The 17,251-nt window shown below is 72.9% G+C and carries 18 protein-coding genes; 4 read left to right on the top strand and 14 right to left on the bottom strand.

Going from position 1 to position 17,251, the window contains the following annotated elements; all coding sequences use genetic code 11:
* Positions 1–201: 201 nt before the first annotated feature.
* On the top strand, positions 202–861 hold the full coding sequence (locus ACIBJF_RS16360; protein WP_399174358.1) for an SCO3374 family protein: 660 nt from the start codon (positions 202–204) through the stop codon (positions 859–861).
* Here ACIBJF_RS16360 and ACIBJF_RS16355 read toward each other — a convergent pair.
* From ACIBJF_RS16355 to ACIBJF_RS16310, 10 genes are all read right to left on the bottom strand, one after another.
* Positions 840–1,175: an Lsr2 family protein gene (locus ACIBJF_RS16355; RefSeq protein WP_399174357.1), complete on the bottom strand. Its 336-nt coding sequence runs from the start codon at positions 1,173–1,175 to the stop codon at positions 840–842. The genes ACIBJF_RS16360 and ACIBJF_RS16355 overlap by 22 nt on opposite strands.
* Positions 1,176–1,389: 214 nt before the next feature.
* Positions 1,390–1,923 (bottom strand): amino-acid N-acetyltransferase, encoded by a 534-nt coding sequence (locus tag ACIBJF_RS16350; protein WP_399174356.1) that lies wholly within the window; start codon positions 1,921–1,923, stop codon positions 1,390–1,392.
* Between the two features lie 9 nt (positions 1,924–1,932).
* Positions 1,933–2,391: a BlaI/MecI/CopY family transcriptional regulator gene (locus ACIBJF_RS16345; protein ID WP_399174397.1), complete on the bottom strand. Its 459-nt coding sequence runs from the start codon at positions 2,389–2,391 to the stop codon at positions 1,933–1,935.
* A 157-nt stretch (positions 2,392–2,548) separates the two neighbouring features.
* Positions 2,549–2,728, bottom strand: a complete 180-nt coding sequence (locus ACIBJF_RS16340) for a hypothetical protein (RefSeq protein ID WP_023547678.1) — start codon at positions 2,726–2,728, stop codon at positions 2,549–2,551.
* A gap of 212 nt (positions 2,729–2,940) precedes the next feature.
* Entirely contained in the window at positions 2,941–3,612 is a 672-nt protein-coding gene (locus ACIBJF_RS16335) for a hypothetical protein (RefSeq protein WP_399174396.1), read from the bottom strand.
* 190 nt (positions 3,613–3,802) lie between these two features.
* Positions 3,803–4,600: a type III pantothenate kinase gene (locus ACIBJF_RS16330; protein WP_055708030.1), complete on the bottom strand. Its 798-nt coding sequence runs from the start codon at positions 4,598–4,600 to the stop codon at positions 3,803–3,805.
* 5 nt (positions 4,601–4,605) lie between these two features.
* On the bottom strand, positions 4,606–5,583 hold the full coding sequence (nadC, locus tag ACIBJF_RS16325) for a carboxylating nicotinate-nucleotide diphosphorylase (protein ID WP_356299883.1): 978 nt from the start codon (positions 5,581–5,583) through the stop codon (positions 4,606–4,608).
* A 29-nt stretch (positions 5,584–5,612) separates the two neighbouring features.
* Positions 5,613–7,322, bottom strand: coding sequence for an L-aspartate oxidase (locus tag ACIBJF_RS16320; protein ID WP_399174355.1), 1,710 nt, complete (start codon positions 7,320–7,322; stop codon positions 5,613–5,615).
* Positions 7,319–8,311 (bottom strand): pantoate--beta-alanine ligase, encoded by a 993-nt coding sequence (panC, locus tag ACIBJF_RS16315; protein ID WP_399174354.1) that lies wholly within the window; start codon positions 8,309–8,311, stop codon positions 7,319–7,321. Before panC ends, ACIBJF_RS16320 begins: the two co-directional genes overlap by 4 nt.
* A complete protein-coding gene (locus tag ACIBJF_RS16310) occupies positions 8,308–9,270 on the bottom strand; it encodes a Rossmann-like and DUF2520 domain-containing protein (protein ID WP_399174353.1) in 963 nt (320 codons plus the stop codon). The genes panC and ACIBJF_RS16310 overlap by 4 nt, the downstream gene beginning before the upstream one ends.
* A 239-nt stretch (positions 9,271–9,509) precedes the next feature.
* Between ACIBJF_RS16310 and ACIBJF_RS16305 the strand changes: the two genes are divergently transcribed.
* The gene (locus ACIBJF_RS16305; RefSeq protein WP_399174352.1) at positions 9,510–10,706 is read left to right on the top strand and encodes a threonine aldolase family protein; all 1,197 of its coding nucleotides are present in this window, start codon (positions 9,510–9,512) and stop codon (positions 10,704–10,706) included.
* An 87-nt stretch (positions 10,707–10,793) separates the two neighbouring features.
* On the opposite strand, the gene ACIBJF_RS16300 is transcribed toward ACIBJF_RS16305, so the two are convergent.
* Positions 10,794–11,000: a hypothetical protein gene (locus tag ACIBJF_RS16300; RefSeq protein WP_399174351.1), complete on the bottom strand. Its 207-nt coding sequence runs from the start codon at positions 10,998–11,000 to the stop codon at positions 10,794–10,796.
* A gap of 202 nt (positions 11,001–11,202) precedes the next feature.
* On the opposite strand from ACIBJF_RS16300, the gene ACIBJF_RS16295 reads away from it, so the two are divergent.
* Entirely contained in the window at positions 11,203–12,306 is a 1,104-nt protein-coding gene (locus ACIBJF_RS16295; RefSeq protein WP_399174350.1) for a DUF5937 family protein, read from the top strand.
* Between the two features lie 510 nt (positions 12,307–12,816).
* Here the strand turns inward: ACIBJF_RS16295 and ACIBJF_RS16290 are convergent.
* Entirely contained in the window at positions 12,817–13,488 is a 672-nt protein-coding gene (locus tag ACIBJF_RS16290) for a response regulator transcription factor (RefSeq protein ID WP_351622464.1), read from the bottom strand.
* Between the two features lie 80 nt (positions 13,489–13,568).
* On the bottom strand, positions 13,569–14,774 hold the full coding sequence (locus ACIBJF_RS16285; RefSeq protein WP_399174349.1) for a sensor histidine kinase: 1,206 nt from the start codon (positions 14,772–14,774) through the stop codon (positions 13,569–13,571).
* A 118-nt stretch (positions 14,775–14,892) separates the two neighbouring features.
* Here ACIBJF_RS16285 and ACIBJF_RS16280 point away from each other — a divergent pair, with 118 nt between their 5' ends.
* A complete protein-coding gene (locus ACIBJF_RS16280) occupies positions 14,893–16,041 on the top strand; it encodes an SAM-dependent methyltransferase (RefSeq protein WP_399174348.1) in 1,149 nt (382 codons plus the stop codon).
* A 27-nt stretch (positions 16,042–16,068) separates the two neighbouring features.
* On the opposite strand, the gene ACIBJF_RS16275 is transcribed toward ACIBJF_RS16280, so the two are convergent.
* Positions 16,069–17,220, bottom strand: coding sequence for an NADH-quinone oxidoreductase subunit D (locus tag ACIBJF_RS16275; RefSeq protein ID WP_399174347.1), 1,152 nt, complete (start codon positions 17,218–17,220; stop codon positions 16,069–16,071).
* Positions 17,221–17,251 lie beyond the last annotated feature (31 nt).

Here is a 17,251-nt window from a genome sequence, read left to right as displayed (position 1 = left end):
AGCCCCTGCGTGTCGCCCCCTCCCACTAGGCATGTCTTACCCGCTGGGACTGACACTCCATGCGGCGCGCACCGATTCCCTCCGCTATGGGCGAACAACCTTGCGCCTCCTCGCACCCCGCGCGCCCTCGGTTCCGGCACTCGGCGCAATCGATCTTGCACCCACCGTAACTCGCGGGCCGCTTCGGCGGTTGCACTTGGCATGGTTGGCTCGGTCCCCGCGGCCTCAACAGTCCCCCTTCCCCGTCGTCCCATGGATCCGGACGTGCCGGACACCGGTGATCTCCACGACGGCCCGGATGCCCGGGCCCGCCACTGGTACGAGAACGATCTGGGCTGGGCGACAGTGCCCGGACGGCCGCTGCGGCTGCTCACCGGGGTGCGGTTCGACGTCCTGGACGTGCCGGCCGAGGCGGGCGCGGGGGCGCTCCGGCATCTCGCGCCGGGCTCTCCGGTGGCCCTTCGGGGCGACCGAATGGAGCTGCTGGTGGCCGTGGGCAGCGCGGAGGAGCTGCCGGGGCTGCTGGACTGGCTGGAGTGGAGCGCCGTGGCCCTCGACCTGCGGGTCCTGGGGGCGGGCGACGCGATGGAGGCACCGGTTCCACCGGCGACCGGGCCCGAAGAGGCCGCGTGGGCCGGTTCCGCGCAGGGGGCCGCCGTATGGCTGCGGCCCCCTGGGCCTGGAGGCGAGGTCGAGGCCTCGCTGCCGGCGATGCCGGCCATGGGGCGAGAAGTGCACGCCCCCGATCTCGTACGAGTGCTGGACACGGTGGCAGCGCAGTGTCACCGGGTCCGGCTGCGGCGCCCGCGCGCGGGACTGCCGTCCGCCTGCCGGCGGGATCAGCCGTTGGCCTTCTCGTAGGCCTCGCGAATGGACGCGGGAACCCGACCGCGGTCGTTGACCTCGTAGCCGTTCTCCTTCGCCCAGGCGCGGATCGCCGCGGTGTCCTGGTTGCCACCGGAAGCGGCACGCGCCTTTCCGCGTGCGCCCGACGCACGGCCACCGGTACGACGACCGCCCTTCACATAGGGCTCGAGAAGGCCGCGCAGCTTGTCCGCATTGGTGGTCGTGAGATCGATCTCGTAGGTCTTGCCGTCCAGCGCGAACGTCACGGTCTCGTCCGCCTCGCCGCCGTCGAGGTCGTCGACAAGAAGGACCTGAACCTTCTGTGCCACCGGATTTCCTTTCATCGATAACGTTTGGGCCAGGGGGTGTGCGGCGTCCGCCGTTTCGCCGCCCCTGTTATATGCAGTACTGCAGTACGTCGGAAAGCAAACCGCTTTTGCCGGAAAAACACAAACCCCTGGGAGAGCACCGGTAGAGGACCGACGGACCACCTCCGTCCGGAAACATGCGCGTTTCGGACATAGGCCACCCGGGCAATGACGATCACAGATGCAGAAGCATCCGGCTGTTGCCCAAGGTGTTCGGTTTCACTCGTTCGAGACCCAGGAACTCCGCTACGCCCTCGTCATAGGAACGCAAGAGCTCCGCGTACACATCGGTGTCGACCGGTGTCTCCCCGATCTCCACGAAGCCGTGCTTCCCGAAGAAGTCCACTTCGAAGGTCAGGCAGAAAACCCGGCGAACGCCGAGCCAGCGCGCGGTCTGCAGCAACTTCTCCAGCAACTGATGGCCGACGCCGGCGCCCTTGAGGCCGGGCTTCACCGCGAGAGTGCGGACTTCCGCGAGGTCCTCCCACATGACGTGCAGCGCACCGCAGCCGACCACCTCGGCGTTGTCGTCGCGTTCCGCGACCCAGAACTCCTGGATGTCCTCGTAAAGCGTGACCGTTGCTTTGTCGAGCAGGATGCGGTCACGGGCGTAGGCGTCGAGGAGGCGGCGTACCGCCGGGACATCGCTGGTCCGGGCGCGCCGGACCGTGAGGGCTTTTGCGGAGACTTCGGGGCGCTCTGCTGACATGAGCGGACGCTATCGCCCGTCCGCGTCCGGCGCCGAGCCGGGGTTCTCCTCTTCCCGGGCTTCGGGCGCTTCCCCTTCCGGGGCTTCCGGGGCTTCCTCTTGTGCGGCTTCCTGGTGCCGCGGTCCGGGGGCTTCCGGGGTTTCCGGCCCCTGGACGATGCGTACGGCGTCCCGGAGGGCCTGGCGCTGTTCCTCGCTCATCATCCCGAAGAAGGCGACGAGAGCGGCGGCCGGGTTGTCGCTCTGCGACCAGGCGTCGTTCATGAGGGCGGCGGCGTACGCGGCTCGCGTCGAGACGGCCTCATATCGATAGGCCCGCCCTTCCGCCTCGCGGCGGACCCAGCCCTTCTGATGGAGATTGTCCAAAACGGTCATCACGGTGGTGTACGCGATGGAGCGTTCCTGCTGGAGGTCTTCCAGGACTTCTCGAACGGTCACCGGGCGGTTCCACTTCCACACCCGCGTCATGACCGCGTCTTCGAGTTCTCCCAATGGGCGAGGCACACCTCAGAACAATAGTGGGAGATCCCGGCAATGGCGTGCCGGACGTGCACTAAGCCCATGAATGCGAACAAAAAGGGCGCATGACTCCCGGCGCCACGAAGACAGGGCCCAGCTGGCAGCCTCAGGCGTCGCCGCCGGCGGAGGCCTGACGCGCGCTCTCCGCGCGCGCGAGGGCGGCGTCGACGGCCGCGTCCTCCTTGGCCTTGGCGGCCCCGCCCTGGGTCTTCACGATCACCCTGACCACACCGATGAAGAACACGGCCATCACGACCGGGGGCACGAGCGCGGAGACGTAGTCCATGCCCAACAGAGTAGCCACGGGCCGACACCCGAAAGGTACGGGGTGCGCAAAACCCCCACCCCCGCCTCCCCACCTGCGCCTCCGTCACCCGGCCCGCGAGCCTCCGACGGCGGGTCCGCCCCACCGGGGCCGCCCACGCGGCCGCGACGGCTGCACGGTGGCGCGGGCGGGTGAACGGGTGAGACGCGTCCGGCCGCAGGGCCGGGGGTTGGTCAGCCGACGGCCAGTTCGCGGGTCTCGGCCGGGCTCGCCGGAGGCGTCGGCTTGCGGCGTGGGAAGACCTCGCCCGGTGTCGGAATGGGCCGCTTCGGCGCCGCAGGCTCCGCACCGGGCCGCTCCCCGGGCGTCGGCGCCGGTTTCGGCGCGGGCTTCTGCGGGGGCCTCTGGGCGGGCTTCTGCGGCTCTCCGGCGCCTTCCTGGGCCTCTGATGCCCGGGCCGTGCCCCCGCCGCCCGGAAGGGCCAGCAGGCGGGTGCGGGAGTGCGGCACGGCGGGTGCCGGCACCTTGCGCGCGCCCTGCGCGAACCGGGCGCGTACGTCCTGCTCGGCCAGCGCCCGGCAACGGTCCAGCAGCGCGGCCGCCACCGGGTTGCCGCGCAGCGCCCGCAGCGCGGCGAGATCGTCCGGCGTCGGCCGGTACCCGGCCACCAGCACCTCCTCCAGGAGGGCGAGATAGCCGGCCGCGCTACCCGGCAGCGCGGCCCGGTACCGGCCGAGGTCGGCCACCAGGAACGCGCGCAGTCTCGCCCCCTCGTGCAGCGCCTCGTCGAGCGACTCGGCGAGCCGGAAGCAGTCCTGGACGTCCTCGGCGGACGCTTGGCCGGGGTGAAGGGCGAGGGCGAGGGCGCGGCGGAGCACACGGAGCTCCTCCACGCCGAACGCCATGCCGCCGCGGGATCCGTATGGCGTGGGCATGCGGCGACGCTACCGCTAATCGGACAAAAGGGACGAATAGGGATGATCTTTTCGCCGCGTGTCGCTCCCGGTTTCCCTCGACCGGGGCTACCGCACGCACGCGTGGAACAGGAGAACCGGCGCCCCGACCGGGCGCCGGTCCCCTCGCACGCCGGTCACCTCACAGCCGCGACACGTTCCGCTCGTACACCAGCCGCAATCCGATCAGCGTCAGCCACGGCTGGTGCTCGTCGATCACCGAGGACTCCCCCAGCACCATCGGCGCGAGCCCGCCCGTGGCGATCACCCGCACGTCGTCCGGGTCGTCGGCGAGCTCGCGCGCCATCCGGCTGACGACCCCGTCGACCTGCCCCGCGAAGCCGTACACGATGCCCGACTGCATGGCCTCGACCGTGTTCTTGCCGATCACGCTGCGCGGCCGGGCCACCTCGATCTTCCGCAGCTGGGCGCCCTTGACGCCGAGCGCCTCCACGGAGATCTCGATGCCGGGCGCGATGACCCCGCCGACGTACTCCCCGCGCGCGGAGACCGCGTCGAACGTGGTCGCCGTACCGAAGTCGACGACGATCGCCGGGCCGCCGTACAGCTCGACGGCCGCGACCGCGTTGATGATCCGGTCCGCGCCGACCTCCTTGGGGTTGTCGGTGAGGATCGGCACCCCTGTCTTCACGCCCGGCTCGACCAGGACGGCGGGGACGTCGCCGTAGTAGCGCCGGGTGACCTCGCGCAGCTCGTGCAGCACCGACGGGACGGTCGCGCAGATCGCGATGCCGTCGATGCCGTCGCCCAGCTCCTCGCCGAGCAGCGGGTGCATGCCCATCAGGCCCTGGAGCAGCACCGCCAGCTCGTCCGCCGTGCGGCGCGCGTCCGTGGAGATGCGCCAGTGCTCGACGATGTCCTCGCCGTCGAACAGGCCGAGGACGGTGTGCGTGTTGCCGACGTCGATCGTGAGGAGCATCGCGGTTACTCCGCCTCGCGCAGGTCGAGGCCGATGTCCAGGATCGGCGCGGAGTGGGTGAGCGCGCCGACGGCCAGGAAGTCCACGCCCGTGTCGGCGTACATGCGCGCGGTGTCGAGCGTGAGCCGGCCCGAGGCCTCCAGCAGGGCACGCCCGTGGACGATCCCGACGGCCTCCGCGCACTCGTCGGGCGTGAAGTTGTCCAGCAGGATCAGGTCCGCGCCCGCCTCGACGACCTCGCGCAGCTGGTGCAGGGTGTCGACCTCGACCTCGATCGGCACCTCCGGGAACGCCTCCCGTACGGCCTTGAAGGCCTGCGCGACGCCACCGGCAGCGACCACGTGGTTGTCCTTGACCAGGGCCGCGTCGGACAGCGACATGCGGTGGTTGACGCCACCGCCGCAGCGGACGGCGAACTTCTCCAGCGAGCGCAGGCCCGGGGTCGTCTTGCGGGTGTCCCGTACGCGCGTCTTGGTGCCCTCCAGGACGTCCGCCCACGCGCGCGTGGCGGTCGCGATGCCGGACAGCCGGCACAGGATGTTCAGCGCGCTGCGCTCGGCCGTCAGCAGGTCGCGCGTGCGCGTGGTGACCGACAGCAGCTTCTGCCCGGCCTCGACGCGGTCGCCGTCCTCGACGTGCCGCTCGACCTCGAACTCGTCCGTGCAGACCACGGACAGCACGGCCTCGGCGACCCTCAGGCCCGCCACGACGCCCGCCTCGCGCGCGGCGAAGTCGCCCGTGGCGGTAGCGTCCTCGGGGATGGTCGAGACGGTCGTCACGTCCACGCCGCCGTCCAGGTCCTCCTGGATGGCGACATTGGCGATGTCCTCGACCTCTACGGGATCGAGCCCGGCGGCGGCCAGCAGCTCGGCGAGCGCGGGGTCGAGCCCGCTCTCCAGGTACTCCTCGTCGCCCTCGGCGCCGCAGGCGCAGCCGTCGCCGCAGCCACCGGTGGGGGCGAGGGGAAGGTCGTCGGTGCTCACGTCTGTCACTGCTCCTGAGGCGCTGGGTGTTACCGGGTAGGGGGGAAGTCTGCGGTGTCGGTCGTGTGCACGGCCAGCGACCGGTCGGGGTTCAGCCGTACGACGATGTGGCGCCGCCATCGGGTGTCGTCGCGCTCGGGGCGGTCCTCGCGCCAGTGGCAGCCGCGGGTCTCCTCGCGCAGCCGCGCGGCGGCCACCAGGACGCGGGCGACGCACAGGAGGTTGGTGGCCTCCCACGTGTCGACGCCGGGCTCGGCGGTCTTGCCGTTCTCCTCGAGGGCGTCGCGGGCGTCCGTGTGCAGCCGGTGCAGCTCCTCGGCGGCCTTGGCGAGCGACCCCTCGGAGCGCAGCACGCCGGCGCCCTCGGTCATGACCCGCTGGATGGCGAACCGGGTCTCCGGGGCGAGCAGCGGATGCGCGGGCGTCTCGGGGTGCGGGACCGGTACGGGCACGCGCGCGTAGAGGCCGTTCTCCGCTCGCACGGCGGCGATGTCGGTGGCGATCCGCTCGGCGTAGACGAGGCCTTCCAGGAGGCTGTTGGAGGCGAGCCGGTTGGCGCCGTGCACGCCGGTGCAGGCGACCTCGCCGCACGCGTACAGGCCGGGCACGGTCGTACGTCCCCGGGCGTCGGTGCGCACGCCGCCGGAGGCGTAGTGGGCGGCCGGGGCGATCGGGATGGGCTCGGTGACCGGGTCGATGCCATTGGCGCGGCAGGCGGCCAGGATGGTCGGGAAGCGGTGCTCCCAGGTCTCGGCGCCGAAGTGCCGGGCGTCGAGGTACATGTGCTCGGCGCCCTGCTCCAGCATCCGCCGCAGGATGCCCTTGGCGACGATGTCCCGGGGCGCCAGCTCGGCCAGCTCGTGCTGCCCGACCATGAAGCGCACCCCGTCGGCGTCGACCAGGTGGGCGCCCTCGCCGCGCACCGCCTCGGAGACCAGCGGCTGCTGGCCCTCGGCGTCCGGGCCGAGGAACAGCACGGTCGGGTGGAACTGCACGAACTCCAGATCGCTGACCTCGGCGCCCGCGCGCAGCGCCAGCGCCACGCCGTCGCCGGTCGACACCGACGGGTTGGTGGTCGCGGAGAACACCTGGCCCATGCCACCGGTCGCGAGCACCACCGCGGGCGCGTGCACGGCGCCCACGCCGTCGTGCTGGCCCTCGCCCATCACGTGCAGCGTGACGCCCGCCGTACGGCCGTCGGCGTCGGTCAGCAGGTCCAGCACGAGCGCGTTCTCGATGGTGTGCAGCCCACGCGCGCGTACGGCCTCCACGAGCGCCCGGGAGACCTCCGCGCCGGTCGCGTCGCCGCCCGCGTGCGCGATCCGGCGCCGGTGGTGCCCGCCCTCGCGGGTGAGGGCCAGTCCGCCTTCGGAGGACTCGTCGAAGATGGCGCCGGTGTCGATGAGCCGCCGTACCGCGTCGGGGCCCTCGGTGACGAGGATCCGTACGGCCTCCTCGTCGCACAGGCCCGCGCCGGCCACCAGGGTGTCGTCCAGGTGCTGCTCGGGCGTGTCGCCCTCGCCGAGCGCGGCGGCGATGCCGCCCTGCGCCCACCGCGTGGAGCCGTCGTCCAGGCGGGCCTTGGTGACGACGACCGTCGTCAGGCCCGCGGCCTGGCAGCGCAGGGCCGCGGTCAGGCCTGCCACGCCGGAGCCGACGACGACCACGTCCGCGGAGATCGCCCAGCCGGGGGCGGGCGCGTGCAGTCGTATGCCGGTGCTGGTGCCTGTGCTGGTCACGAGGCGGCTCCAAAGGTCAAAGGAAGGTTGTCGATCAGCCGGGTGGTGCCGACCCGGGCGGCGACGGCCAGGACGGCCTCGCCGGTGAAGTCGTCGCCGATCTCGGTGAAGTCGGACGGGTCGACGAGCGCCAGGTAGTCCAGTTCGAGCGGCGGGACGAGCCGGGCGGCCTCGTCCAGCACCTGGCGGGCGGCCGCGCGGACGGCCGCCGGGCCGCCGGGGGACGCCGTGGCGACCGCGTGCGCGTCGGCGGCCGCGCGGGACTCCCCGAGGGCGCTCAGCGCCTCGGCACGCGCGTGCGTGGAGGGCACTTCGCGGGCACGCGCGCGCAGCGCCTCCTGCGCGGCGTGCCGGTCCCGGCCCGCGAACAGCGCGCGGGACAGCGCGAGCGCGGTACGGCGCTCGTCCGGCGAGAGGTAGCGGTTACGGCTGGACAGGGCGAGCCCGTCCTCCTCGCGCACGGTGGGCACGCCGACGATGTCGACGCCGAAGTTCAGGTCGCGCACCATGCGCCGGATCAGAGCCAGCTGCTGGGCGTCCTTCTGGCCGTAGAGGGCCACGTCGGGACGGGTGAGGTGCAGCAGCTTGGCGACGACGGTGAGCATGCCGTCGAAGTGGCCGGGCCGCGAGGCGCCCTCCAGGCGTTCGCCCATGGGGCCGGCGGTGATCCGGACCTGGGGGTCGCCGCCGGGGTAGACCTCGTCCACGGCGGGTGCGAACACCGCGTCCGCACCGGCCTGATCGGCGATCTTCAGGTCGGCGTCGAGGGTGCGCGGGTAGCGGTCCAGGTCCTCGCCGACGCCGAACTGCAGCGGGTTGACGAAGACGGTGACGACGACCTCGCCGTCCGGCCCGGCGATCTCGCGCGCGGTGCGGATCAGGGTGGCGTGACCGTCGTGCAGGGCGCCCATGGTCATCACGACGGCGCGGCGGCCGCGGCGCACGCGCGCGTGGAGCTCGGCGGCGGTGCTCAGCAGGGCGGTGGTCATCGGTCGTTCCCCTCGGTGCCGTGAGTGCCGTTCGTGCCGCCACCGTTCGTGCCGCCGGCGCCGTCGGCCAGGACGCCGAGCAGGTCCTCGGCGAGTTCGGGCTTCAGCAGGCCGTGCGCGAGCGCCCGGTCGGCGGTCGCGCGGGCCATCGCGACATAGCCCGCGACGGTCTGCGGGGCGTGGCTGCGCAGCTCGGTGATGTGCGCGGCGACCGTGCCGGCGTCGCCGCGCGCGACGGGGCCGGTGAGGGCCGCGTCGCCGGAGCGCAACGCGTTGTCGAGGGCGGCGCCGAGCAGCGGGCCGAGCATCCGGTCGGGCGCCTCGACGCCCGCGGTGCGCAGCAGCTCCATGGACTGGGCGACCAGGGTCACCAGGTGGTTGGCGCCGAGCGCGAGGGCCGCGTGGTAGAGCGGGCGGTTCTGCTCGCTGATCCACTCGGGCTCGCCGCCCATCTCGATGACCAGGGCCTGGGCGGCCAGCCGCAGCTCTTCGGGCGCGGTGACGCCGAAGGAGCAGCCGGCGAGGCGCTGCACGTCCACGGGAGTGCCCGTGAAGGTCATCGCGGGGTGCAGGGCCATCGGCAGCGCGCCCGCGCGCAGGGCCGGGTCGAGGACCCGTGCGCCGTACCGGCCGGAGGTGTGCACGAGCAGCTGCCCGGGCCGCACGGCGCCGGTCTCGGCGAGGCCGGTGACCAGTCCGGGCAGGACGTCGTCGGGGACGGTGAGCAGCACCAGGTCGGCGCGCTGCAGGACCTCGGCGGGCGGCACCAGGGGCACGTCCGGGAGCATGGTCTCGGCGCGCCGCCGGGAGGCGTCGGAGACACCGGAGACGGCCACCGGGCGATGCCCGGCGAGCTGCAGGGACGCGGCGAGCGCGGGGCCCACGCGGCCGGCTCCGACGACGCCGACGGTGAGCCGCGCGGGGCGGTCCTTGAGGTCTTGCTGGTGGACTGTACTCACGCGACGGAGGCCTTCCCGTTCCAGTCCGCTCTGGGTACCGGACGATTTCTCGTCATGTTAACGCTATCTCGGTCTGGAGCCGATTGGTTGTCCACAGGCTGTGGGTTACGCCACGTGTACGCCCCGCAGTCGCCTGTCCACCCGCGCGCGGGCCGCGCCTCGGCCCGCGCGGTGTCACGGGCATTGGCGTGCGCCGAAACCGGCTGCCCGCCCGGACCCCCGCGGGGCATGATCCGTACATGACTGATACGGCGGAACCGGACGAAGAACGGCACGACGAAGAACGGCAGGCGGAGCAGTCCGGGCAGGAGCGGATGCGCGAGCGGCGCCGGGTCGCCTTCGCAAAGGCGGAGCGCGTGCTGTGGCGTCCCGGCTTCCGGCGCACGATCCGGGAGCGGCTGGCAGACCTCCAGCAGGCCGCACCCGAGGTGTACGACCTGGACAAGCCCGTGGACCAGTACGGCAACGAGATCGTGGCGGACCTGGAGGAACGGGTCGCGGCCCTGCTCGGCACGGAGGCCGCCGCGTTCTTCCCGACCGGCACGATGGCCCAGCAGGTCGCCCTGCGCTGCTGGGCGGGCCGCACCGGCAACCGCGCGGTCGCCCTGCACGCCCTGGCCCACCCCGAGGTGCACGAACGGCATGCGTTCAGCGAGGTCAGCGGGTTGCGTCCGGTGCGTGTGACCAGCGAGCGCCGGCTGCCCACCGCCGCCGAGGTACGGGACTTCGACGAGCCCTTCGGCGCGCTGATGCTGGAGCTGCCCCTCCGGGACGCCGGTTTCGTGCTGCCCACCTGGGAGGAGCTGACCGAGGTCGTCGAGGCCGCGCGGGAGCGTGACGCGGTGGTGCACTTCGACGGCGCGCGCCTGTGGGAGTGCACGGTCCACTTCGGCCGGCCCCTACAGGAGATCGCGGGCCTGGCGGACAGCGTCTACGTGTCGTTCTACAAGTCCCTGGACGGCTTCGGCGGCGCCGCGCTGGCCGGCCCGAGGACGCTGGTGGAGGAGGCGAAGGCGTGGCGGCACCGGTACGGCGGCATGGTCTTCCAGCAGTTCCCCACCGCGCTGTCGGCGCTCGCCGGCCTGGAGGGAGAGCTGCCCCGGCTGCCGGACTATGTGCGGCACGCGCGCGTGGTCGCGGCCGCGCTGCGCGAGGGTTTCGCCGCGGCAGGGATCCCGTGGTCGCGCGTCCACCCCGAGGAACCGCACACCCACGACTTCCAGGTCTGGCTGCCGTACGACCCGGACGTCCTGATGGAGGCGGCGGTGCGCCAGGCCGAGGAGACCGGGACGTTCCTCTTCGCCGGTCCCTGGGACCCCGGCGCTCCGGGGGTGTCCTCCACCGAGGTCTCCGTGCGCTCGCCGGGCCTGGAGTGGACGGCGGACGACGTACGCGCGGCCGTCGCGGACTTCGCCCGCCGGCTTCCCGGGGCGTAGCCGACGCGCACGACGCTGTGGGCACGGGGGGCGTGCACGGCGCGGCGGACAGGGGGGCGTGCACGGCGCGGCGGGCCGCGCGCGCCGCTACAGCGCGCGCGGGCGCAGCCATCGGCGCAGGGCGTACCGCACACGCCCCCGCGACGGGCGCTCGGCGATGACCGCCTGGAATCGCCGGTAGTCGCGCAGTTCGCGCACCAGGTCGGCGTCGTGCCGGCCGGGCGCGGGCGGCTCCGGTTCACCGAGCGCGCGGGCGCGGTGACTGTCCAGGAGGTACTGCTGGGTGATGCTCATGGCGGATCGCCTTCTCGGAGGTGCTAGGGACTCTCGGGTCAAGGTCTGGTCACCGACCGCTCGGAAAGCTCGGTGACCGTTCGGGCTCCGCGGCCGCCCCGGTGCCTCCAGCCTGCTCCCGGCCGGAGCGGCTGTCCCGTGGATTGACGGCTGCCGTCAATCCACGGCGGCGGTGTCAGTGGCCGGGTGCACGATGGGGGGCATGAGCGTGACCATCGACATCACCGGACTGCCACTGGAGCGGGTCTCCGTCGTGCCCTCTCCGCTGGCGGAACTGGGGATGGCCCTGCACGCCCTCAGCGAGCCCGGCCACCACCCCGGCCTCCAGGGCTGGGCCACCGCCGTCTCCTCCCGGCTGGACCCCTGCCTGGCCGACCGGCTGTGCGAGGCCGACTTCCTGTGGCGCACGACGTTCTCGGACGTCTTCGCCTCGTTCGCGGGCATTCCCGGCGGCCGTGCGCTTCCTGGCGCCACCCTCGCCGAGGAACTGGACCAGCTGGACAAGCTGACGGACGACCAGTTCGTCACGGCGGCCCTGGAGTTCACGTGCCAGCTGCGTTACGACGTCCGGGAACCCGGCCCGCTGGAGGACCCGGAGCTGCGCCGCCGCTCCCTGGAACTGGCCGCCGCGCGCGGTGCCGTGCAGGAGCGGTTCACGCGCCGGCTGCTGGATGATCCGCCGGCCGTCCGCGCGTGGTTCCGGGAGTTGATGCTGGACTGCGACGAGGCGTTCTTCGCCGACACCTGGGCCCGTCTCCAGCCCCAGCTCGCCGCCGACGCCCGGCACAAGACCGAACTGCTGCGCCGCAAGGGCCTCGGGGCGGCCCTCGCGGCACTCTCCGGGGCCGTCTCGCTGGACGAGGAGGCCGCGCTCATCACGGTCGACAAACTCCTGGTGGGCCGCACCACGACCGGCGACGGCGGCCTGGTCCTCGTCCCGACCAGCCTCGGCTGGCCGCATCTGATGGTCCTGCACCGGTACGGCTGGCAGCCCTCGATCACCTACCCGGCGAGCGGCTCCCGCCCGCAGGCCCCGTCCGTCGAACAGCTCACCCGCCGCCTGGAGGCGCTGGCCCACCCCGTGCGGATGCGGCTGTGCCGGCATCTGGCGCGGGCCCCGCACACCACGAGCGAACTGGCCGACGCGCACGGCATGTCGGCGCCCGAGATATCCCGGCACCTGGCGGTGCTGAAGAAGGCGGGCCTGATCACCAACTGCCGCCGGGGCCGGTACGTCCAGCACCAGCTGGACCTGACGGCGGTGGCCCGCCTGGGCACCGACTTCATCGAGGGCGTCCTGCGCTGACGCACCTCGCTGCAGCGGGCGCCGACTGGGGCCCCGCGGCCTGCGCTGACGTCCGAGCCGGAGCGGAGCTCGGCCCACGGCCGCTGCGGTCCTGGGCCGCCGCCCGTCACCGGGCCTGGCTCAGTCACGAGATCTTGGACCGGCAACCATCGTCGGTGCAGGCTCGGCCACGGCCGGCCGCGGCATCCTGGGCCGCTATCCGCCCTCGGGCCGGGCCGGGCAGTGCCGTGGCCGCAGAGGCAGGCAGCAGGGCTGGTCCCCACTGCGGCAGCGACACGGCAGGGCCGACGCCCGCGACCGGGGCCGGTCCCAGCCATGGCCGCAGGAGTCCGCACGAACAACCGCCACCGGGGGCCGCTCCAGTCGTGGCCGCGACAGACCCCGGCCGGAAGACGCCCCCCGTGGCCGGTCCAAACCGCGGCCATGACACGCCCGCGCTGACGGCTGCGAAGCGGCCGGTCTTCGCCGTGCCCGGGCGCGGGCTGCACCGAGGCCCCCGCGGCGGCCGTCTCAGCCGTGGCCGCCCGCGCGTACCAGTCCCGTCTCGTAGGCGAGCACCACGACCTGCACCCGGTCGCGCAGGCCGAGCTTGGTCAGGATGCGGCCCACGTGGGTCTTCACCGTGGCCTCGCTGAGCACCAGCCGGGCCGCGATCTCGCCGTTGGACAGGCCCTGCGCGACCAGCACCATCACCTCGCGCTCCCGGTCGGTGAGCCGCTCCAGCTCCTTGTGCTGCGGCTCCTTGCCGGTGGACGGGAGCATCGGCGCGAAGCGGTCCAGCAGGCGCCGGGTGGTGGAGGGCGCCACGACCGCGTCACCGCTGTGCACGGCCCGGATCGCGCCCAGCAGGTCGCCGGGCGGCACGTCCTTGAGCATGAAGCCGGAGGCGCCCGCCTTCAGCCCGGAGAAGGCGTACTCGTCCAGGTCGAAGGTGGTCAGGATGAGCACCTTGGGCGGATCGGGCTCCGCGCAGATCCGCCGGGTGGCCTCCACGCCGTCCAGCTTGGGCATGCGGACGTCCATCAGGACGACGTCGACGGGCGTGGACCGCAGCACCTGCAGGGCCTCGACGCCGTCGCCCGCCTCCGCCACGACCTCCATGTCCGGCTGCGCGGCGAGCACCATCCGGAACCCGGTGCGCAGCAGCACCTGGTCGTCGACGAGCATCACGCGGATCGTCATCGGGCCTCTTTCGTTCGGGGCGGTGGGCTGTTGCCTCACGGCGAGGGTGTTACAGGTGTCAACGGGGGCGTGCGGCCGCGTCAGTGCGCCGGTTTGAGCGGGAGCAGGGCGCTGATGCGGAATCCTCCGCCCGGGCGCGGGCCCGCGTCCAGGGTGCCGCCGACCATGCCGACCCGTTCGCGCATACCGATCAGGCCGTGCCCCTGCCCGTCGGCGCCGCCCTCCTCGTACAGCTCGTGCGGCGCGCCCTTGCCGTCGTCCTCGACGAGCAGGCCGAGCCCGTCGTCGAAGTAGACCAGCCGTACGCTCGCACCCGCGTTGGGCCCGCCGTGCTTGCGGGTGTTGGTGAGAGCCTCCTGCACGATCCGGTACGCGGTCAGCTCCACGCCGCTCGGCAGCGGACGCGGGGTGCCCTCGACCTTGAAGTCGACGGGGAGGCCGGAGCTGCGGCACTGCTCGATGAGCTCGTCGATCTGCTCGACGTCGGGCTGCGGGACGTACTCACCGCTCTCCTGGTGCTCCCCGGTGCGCAGCACGCCCAGCAGGCGGCGCATCTCGGCGAGGGCCTGCCGGCCGGTGGAGGAGATCGTCTCCAGAGCCTTCTTGGCCTGGTCGGGGGCGGTGTCGAGGACATAGGCGGCGCCGTCGGCCTGGACCACCATCACCGACACGTTGTGCGCCACGACATCGTGCAGCTCGCGCGCGATACGGGCGCGCTCGGCGGCCACCGCGACCTTCGACTGCGCCTCGCGCTCCTTCTCCAGACGGGCCGCGCGCTCCTCCAGCTGTGCGAAGTACGCGCGCCGGGTGCGCATGGAGTCGCCGAGCACCCAGGCGAGCGCGAAGGGCACCGTCTGGAACACGACTATCGCGATCTGCCCCAGAAAGCTGGTGTGCTCGTTCGGCCAGCGGATCTGCGCGAGGGCCGCCGCGACGAGACTGGCGGCGAGCGCGAGCCGGGAGGCCCAGCGCGCGCCGATCATCGCCACCGTGTAGGTGATCACCAGCATGGCGAAGTCGGCGACGGTCGTCTCGACGTCCAGCACCAGCTGGGCCAGACCCGTCGCGAGGGCGACCAGCAGCATCGGCTCGGGGAACCGGCGGCGCAGCGCCACGACGACGCACAGGACGGCGGACACGGCCATGCCCCCGGCGAGCGTCATGTGGTGACCGGGCGCCCCGTGGAGATTGACCACGCTCAGACCGGACAGCCCGAGCAGGACGACGGCCCAGAAGGTGTCGACCCAGGTCGGGTGGCGGCGGAGGAAGTCGTAGAGGCGCTGCACGTAACCCAGAGTAGGGAAACCAGATGCGTGCAGGGGTCAACCGGAGGGCCGATCCGCACCCGGCGCGCGTACTCCGCAAGGTGGAGGAAGTGATCATCTGTGCGCCTAGTCTGTTCCGGTGACGGATGGGACGGCACGGGAAGCGGAACGGCGCCCCGACGACGGAGACGGCCTGCGCGGCTGGCGTACGGCGACCGAGGCGGCGCTGTACGGGCCGCGCGGCTTCTACCGCCGCCCGGAGGGCCCGGCCGGCCACTTCCGTACGTCCGTGCACGCCTCCCCGCTGTTCGCGCGGGCCGTGGCCCGGCTGCTGCGCCGGGTCGACGAGGCGCTGGGACGGCCCTCGGTGCTGGACTTCGTCGACATGGGCGCGGGGCGCGGCGAACTGGTCACCGGGGTGCTGGCCGCCCTTCCTGCCGACGTGGCCGCACGCGCGCGTGGGTACGCCGTGGAGCTCGCCGGCCGCCCGGCCGGACTGGACGAACGGATCATCTGGCTGGACACGCCCCCGGCCACCGTCACGGGCCTGCTGTTCGCCAACGAGTGGCTGGACAACGTACCCGTGGACGTGGCCGAGGTCGACTCCGCGGGCGTGGCCCGGCTGGTGCTCGTCACCGACGACGGCATCGAGCGGCTCGGGGAGCCGGTGACCGGCGCGGAGGCGGACTGGCTCGCCCGATGGTGGCCGCTCCCGGCCGAGGAGGGGCTGCGCGCGGAGATCGGGCTGCCCCGGGACCTGGCGTGGGCGTCGGCCGTGGACCGGGTGGTGCGCGGTCTCGCGGTGGCCGTGGACTACGCGCACACCGCCGGAACGCGCCCTCCGTTCGGAACGCTCACCGGCTTCCGGGAAGGGCGCGAGACGGCGCCCGTGCCGGACGGGTCGTGCGACATCACGGCGCACGTCGCACTGGACGCGTGCGCGGCGGCCGTCACGGCGCGCACGACCTCGGGCACGCCCTCGGAAACGGCGCGCACTTCCTCAGACGCGGCGCGTGATCCGGAGCGCATGCCGTCGAGCGCGGCGCAGGCGCCCCCCGGAACAGCGCGCACCCTGCCCCCCGCGCGGCTCCTCACGCAGCGCGCCGCTCTCCGCTCCCTGGACATCACCGGCGCACGCCCCCCGCTCGCACTGGCCTCCACGGACCCCACGGCCTATGTCCGCGCCCTCGCGAGCGCCGGGGAGGCCGCCGAACTCACCGCGCCGGGCGGCCTCGGCGACTTCGGCTGGCTGGTCCAGCCGGTTGGGATTCCGGACCCGCTCGCCTGAGTCGGCCGCCCGCTCCCCGCGGCCGGCCTACTTGTCGATGTCGCCGACCACGAAGAACATCGAGCCCAGGATCGCCACCATGTCCGCCACCAGCGTCCCCGGCAGCAGCTCGGTCAGCGCCTGGATGTTGTTGTACGAGGCAGAGCGCAGCTTCAGCCGGTACGGCGTCTTCTCGCCCTTGCTCACCAGGTAGTAGCCGTTGATGCCGAGCGGGTTCTCGGTCCACGCGTACGTGTGCCCCTCGGGCGCCTTCAGCACCTTGGGCAGCCGCTGGTTGATCGGCCCGGGCGGCAGCTCGGCAAGCCGGTCCAAACAGGCGTCGGCGAGGTCGAGCGCGATGTGGGTCTGCTCCAGCAGGACCTCGAAGCGGGCGAGGCAGTCGCCCTCGCTCCGGGTGACGACCTTCAGGGGGTCCTGGAGGTCGCCGTACGCCAGGTACGGCTCGTCACGGCGCAGGTCGAAGTCGACGCCCGAGGCGCGCGCGATGGGTCCGCTCACCCCGTAGGCGTGCACGGTCTGCGGCGTCAGCGCGCCCACTCCGCGCGTGCGCCCCCGGAAGATCTCGTTGCCGAGCACCAGGTCGTCGAAGACGTCCATGCGCGAGCGCACGTCGGCGACGGCGGCACGCGCGCGTGCGCTCCACCCGGCCGGCAGGTCCTCCTTGAGGCCGCCGACGCGGTTGAACATGTAGTGCATGCGTCCGCCGGAGACCTCCTCCATGACGTTCTGGAGCACCTCGCGCTCCCGGAACGCATAGAACACCGGGGTGATGCCGCCCAGCTCCAGCGGGTAGGAACCGAGGAACATCAGGTGGTTCAGCACCCGGTTCAGCTCGGCGAGCAGCGTGCGCGTCCACACCGCCCGCTCGGGCACCTCCATGCCGAGCATCCGCTCCACGGCGAGGACCACGCCCAGCTCGTTCGAGAACGCCGACAGCCAGTCGTGACGGTTGGCGAGCACAATGATCTGGCGGTAGTCGCGCGCCTCGAAGAGCTTCTCGGCGCCGCGGTGCATATAGCCGATCACCGGCTCCGCGCGCACGATGCGCTCCCCGTCCAGCACGAGCCTGAGCCGCAGCACGCCATGCGTGGACGGGTGCTGGGGCCCGATGTTGAGCACCATGTCGGTGCTTTCCGCGGCGCCGCCGATCCCGACCGTGGTCTCCGTCGTAGGAGTCATAGTCCCAGTTTCCCCTACGTACGCTGGGCCC

Source organism: Streptomyces sp. NPDC050743, from assembly GCF_044456925.1.
Lineage (GTDB): Bacteria > Actinomycetota > Actinomycetes > Streptomycetales > Streptomycetaceae > Streptomyces.
The sequence above is the reverse complement of the archived record's forward strand: the minus strand, read 5'-3'. Positions and strand labels throughout refer to the sequence as shown.

Bases quoted from the DNA above. Each gene is read 5' to 3' on its own strand.
- ACIBJF_RS16275 (WP_399174347.1), bottom strand. From the start codon at position 17,220: ATGACTCCTACGACGGAGACCACGGTCGGGATCGGCGGCGCCGCGGAA.
- panC (WP_399174354.1), bottom strand. From the start codon at position 8,311: ATGACCACCGCCCTGCTGAGCACCGCCGCCGAGCTCCACGCGCGCGTG.
- ACIBJF_RS16300 (WP_399174351.1), bottom strand. From the start codon at position 11,000: ATGAGCATCACCCAGCAGTACCTCCTGGACAGTCACCGCGCCCGCGCG.
- ACIBJF_RS16335 (WP_399174396.1), bottom strand. From the start codon at position 3,612: ATGGCGTTCGGCGTGGAGGAGCTCCGTGTGCTCCGCCGCGCCCTCGCC.
- ACIBJF_RS16360 (WP_399174358.1), top strand. From the start codon at position 202: ATGGTTGGCTCGGTCCCCGCGGCCTCAACAGTCCCCCTTCCCCGTCGT.
- ACIBJF_RS16350 (WP_399174356.1), bottom strand. From the start codon at position 1,923: ATGTCAGCAGAGCGCCCCGAAGTCTCCGCAAAAGCCCTCACGGTCCGG.
- ACIBJF_RS16340 (WP_023547678.1), bottom strand. From the start codon at position 2,728: ATGGACTACGTCTCCGCGCTCGTGCCCCCGGTCGTGATGGCCGTGTTC.
- ACIBJF_RS16330 (WP_055708030.1), bottom strand. From the start codon at position 4,600: ATGCTCCTCACGATCGACGTCGGCAACACGCACACCGTCCTCGGCCTG.
- ACIBJF_RS16345 (WP_399174397.1), bottom strand. From the start codon at position 2,391: ATGACGCGGGTGTGGAAGTGGAACCGCCCGGTGACCGTTCGAGAAGTC.
- ACIBJF_RS16290 (WP_351622464.1), bottom strand. From the start codon at position 13,488: ATGACGATCCGCGTGATGCTCGTCGACGACCAGGTGCTGCTGCGCACC.
- ACIBJF_RS16305 (WP_399174352.1), top strand. From the start codon at position 9,510: ATGACTGATACGGCGGAACCGGACGAAGAACGGCACGACGAAGAACGG.
- ACIBJF_RS16295 (WP_399174350.1), top strand. From the start codon at position 11,203: ATGAGCGTGACCATCGACATCACCGGACTGCCACTGGAGCGGGTCTCC.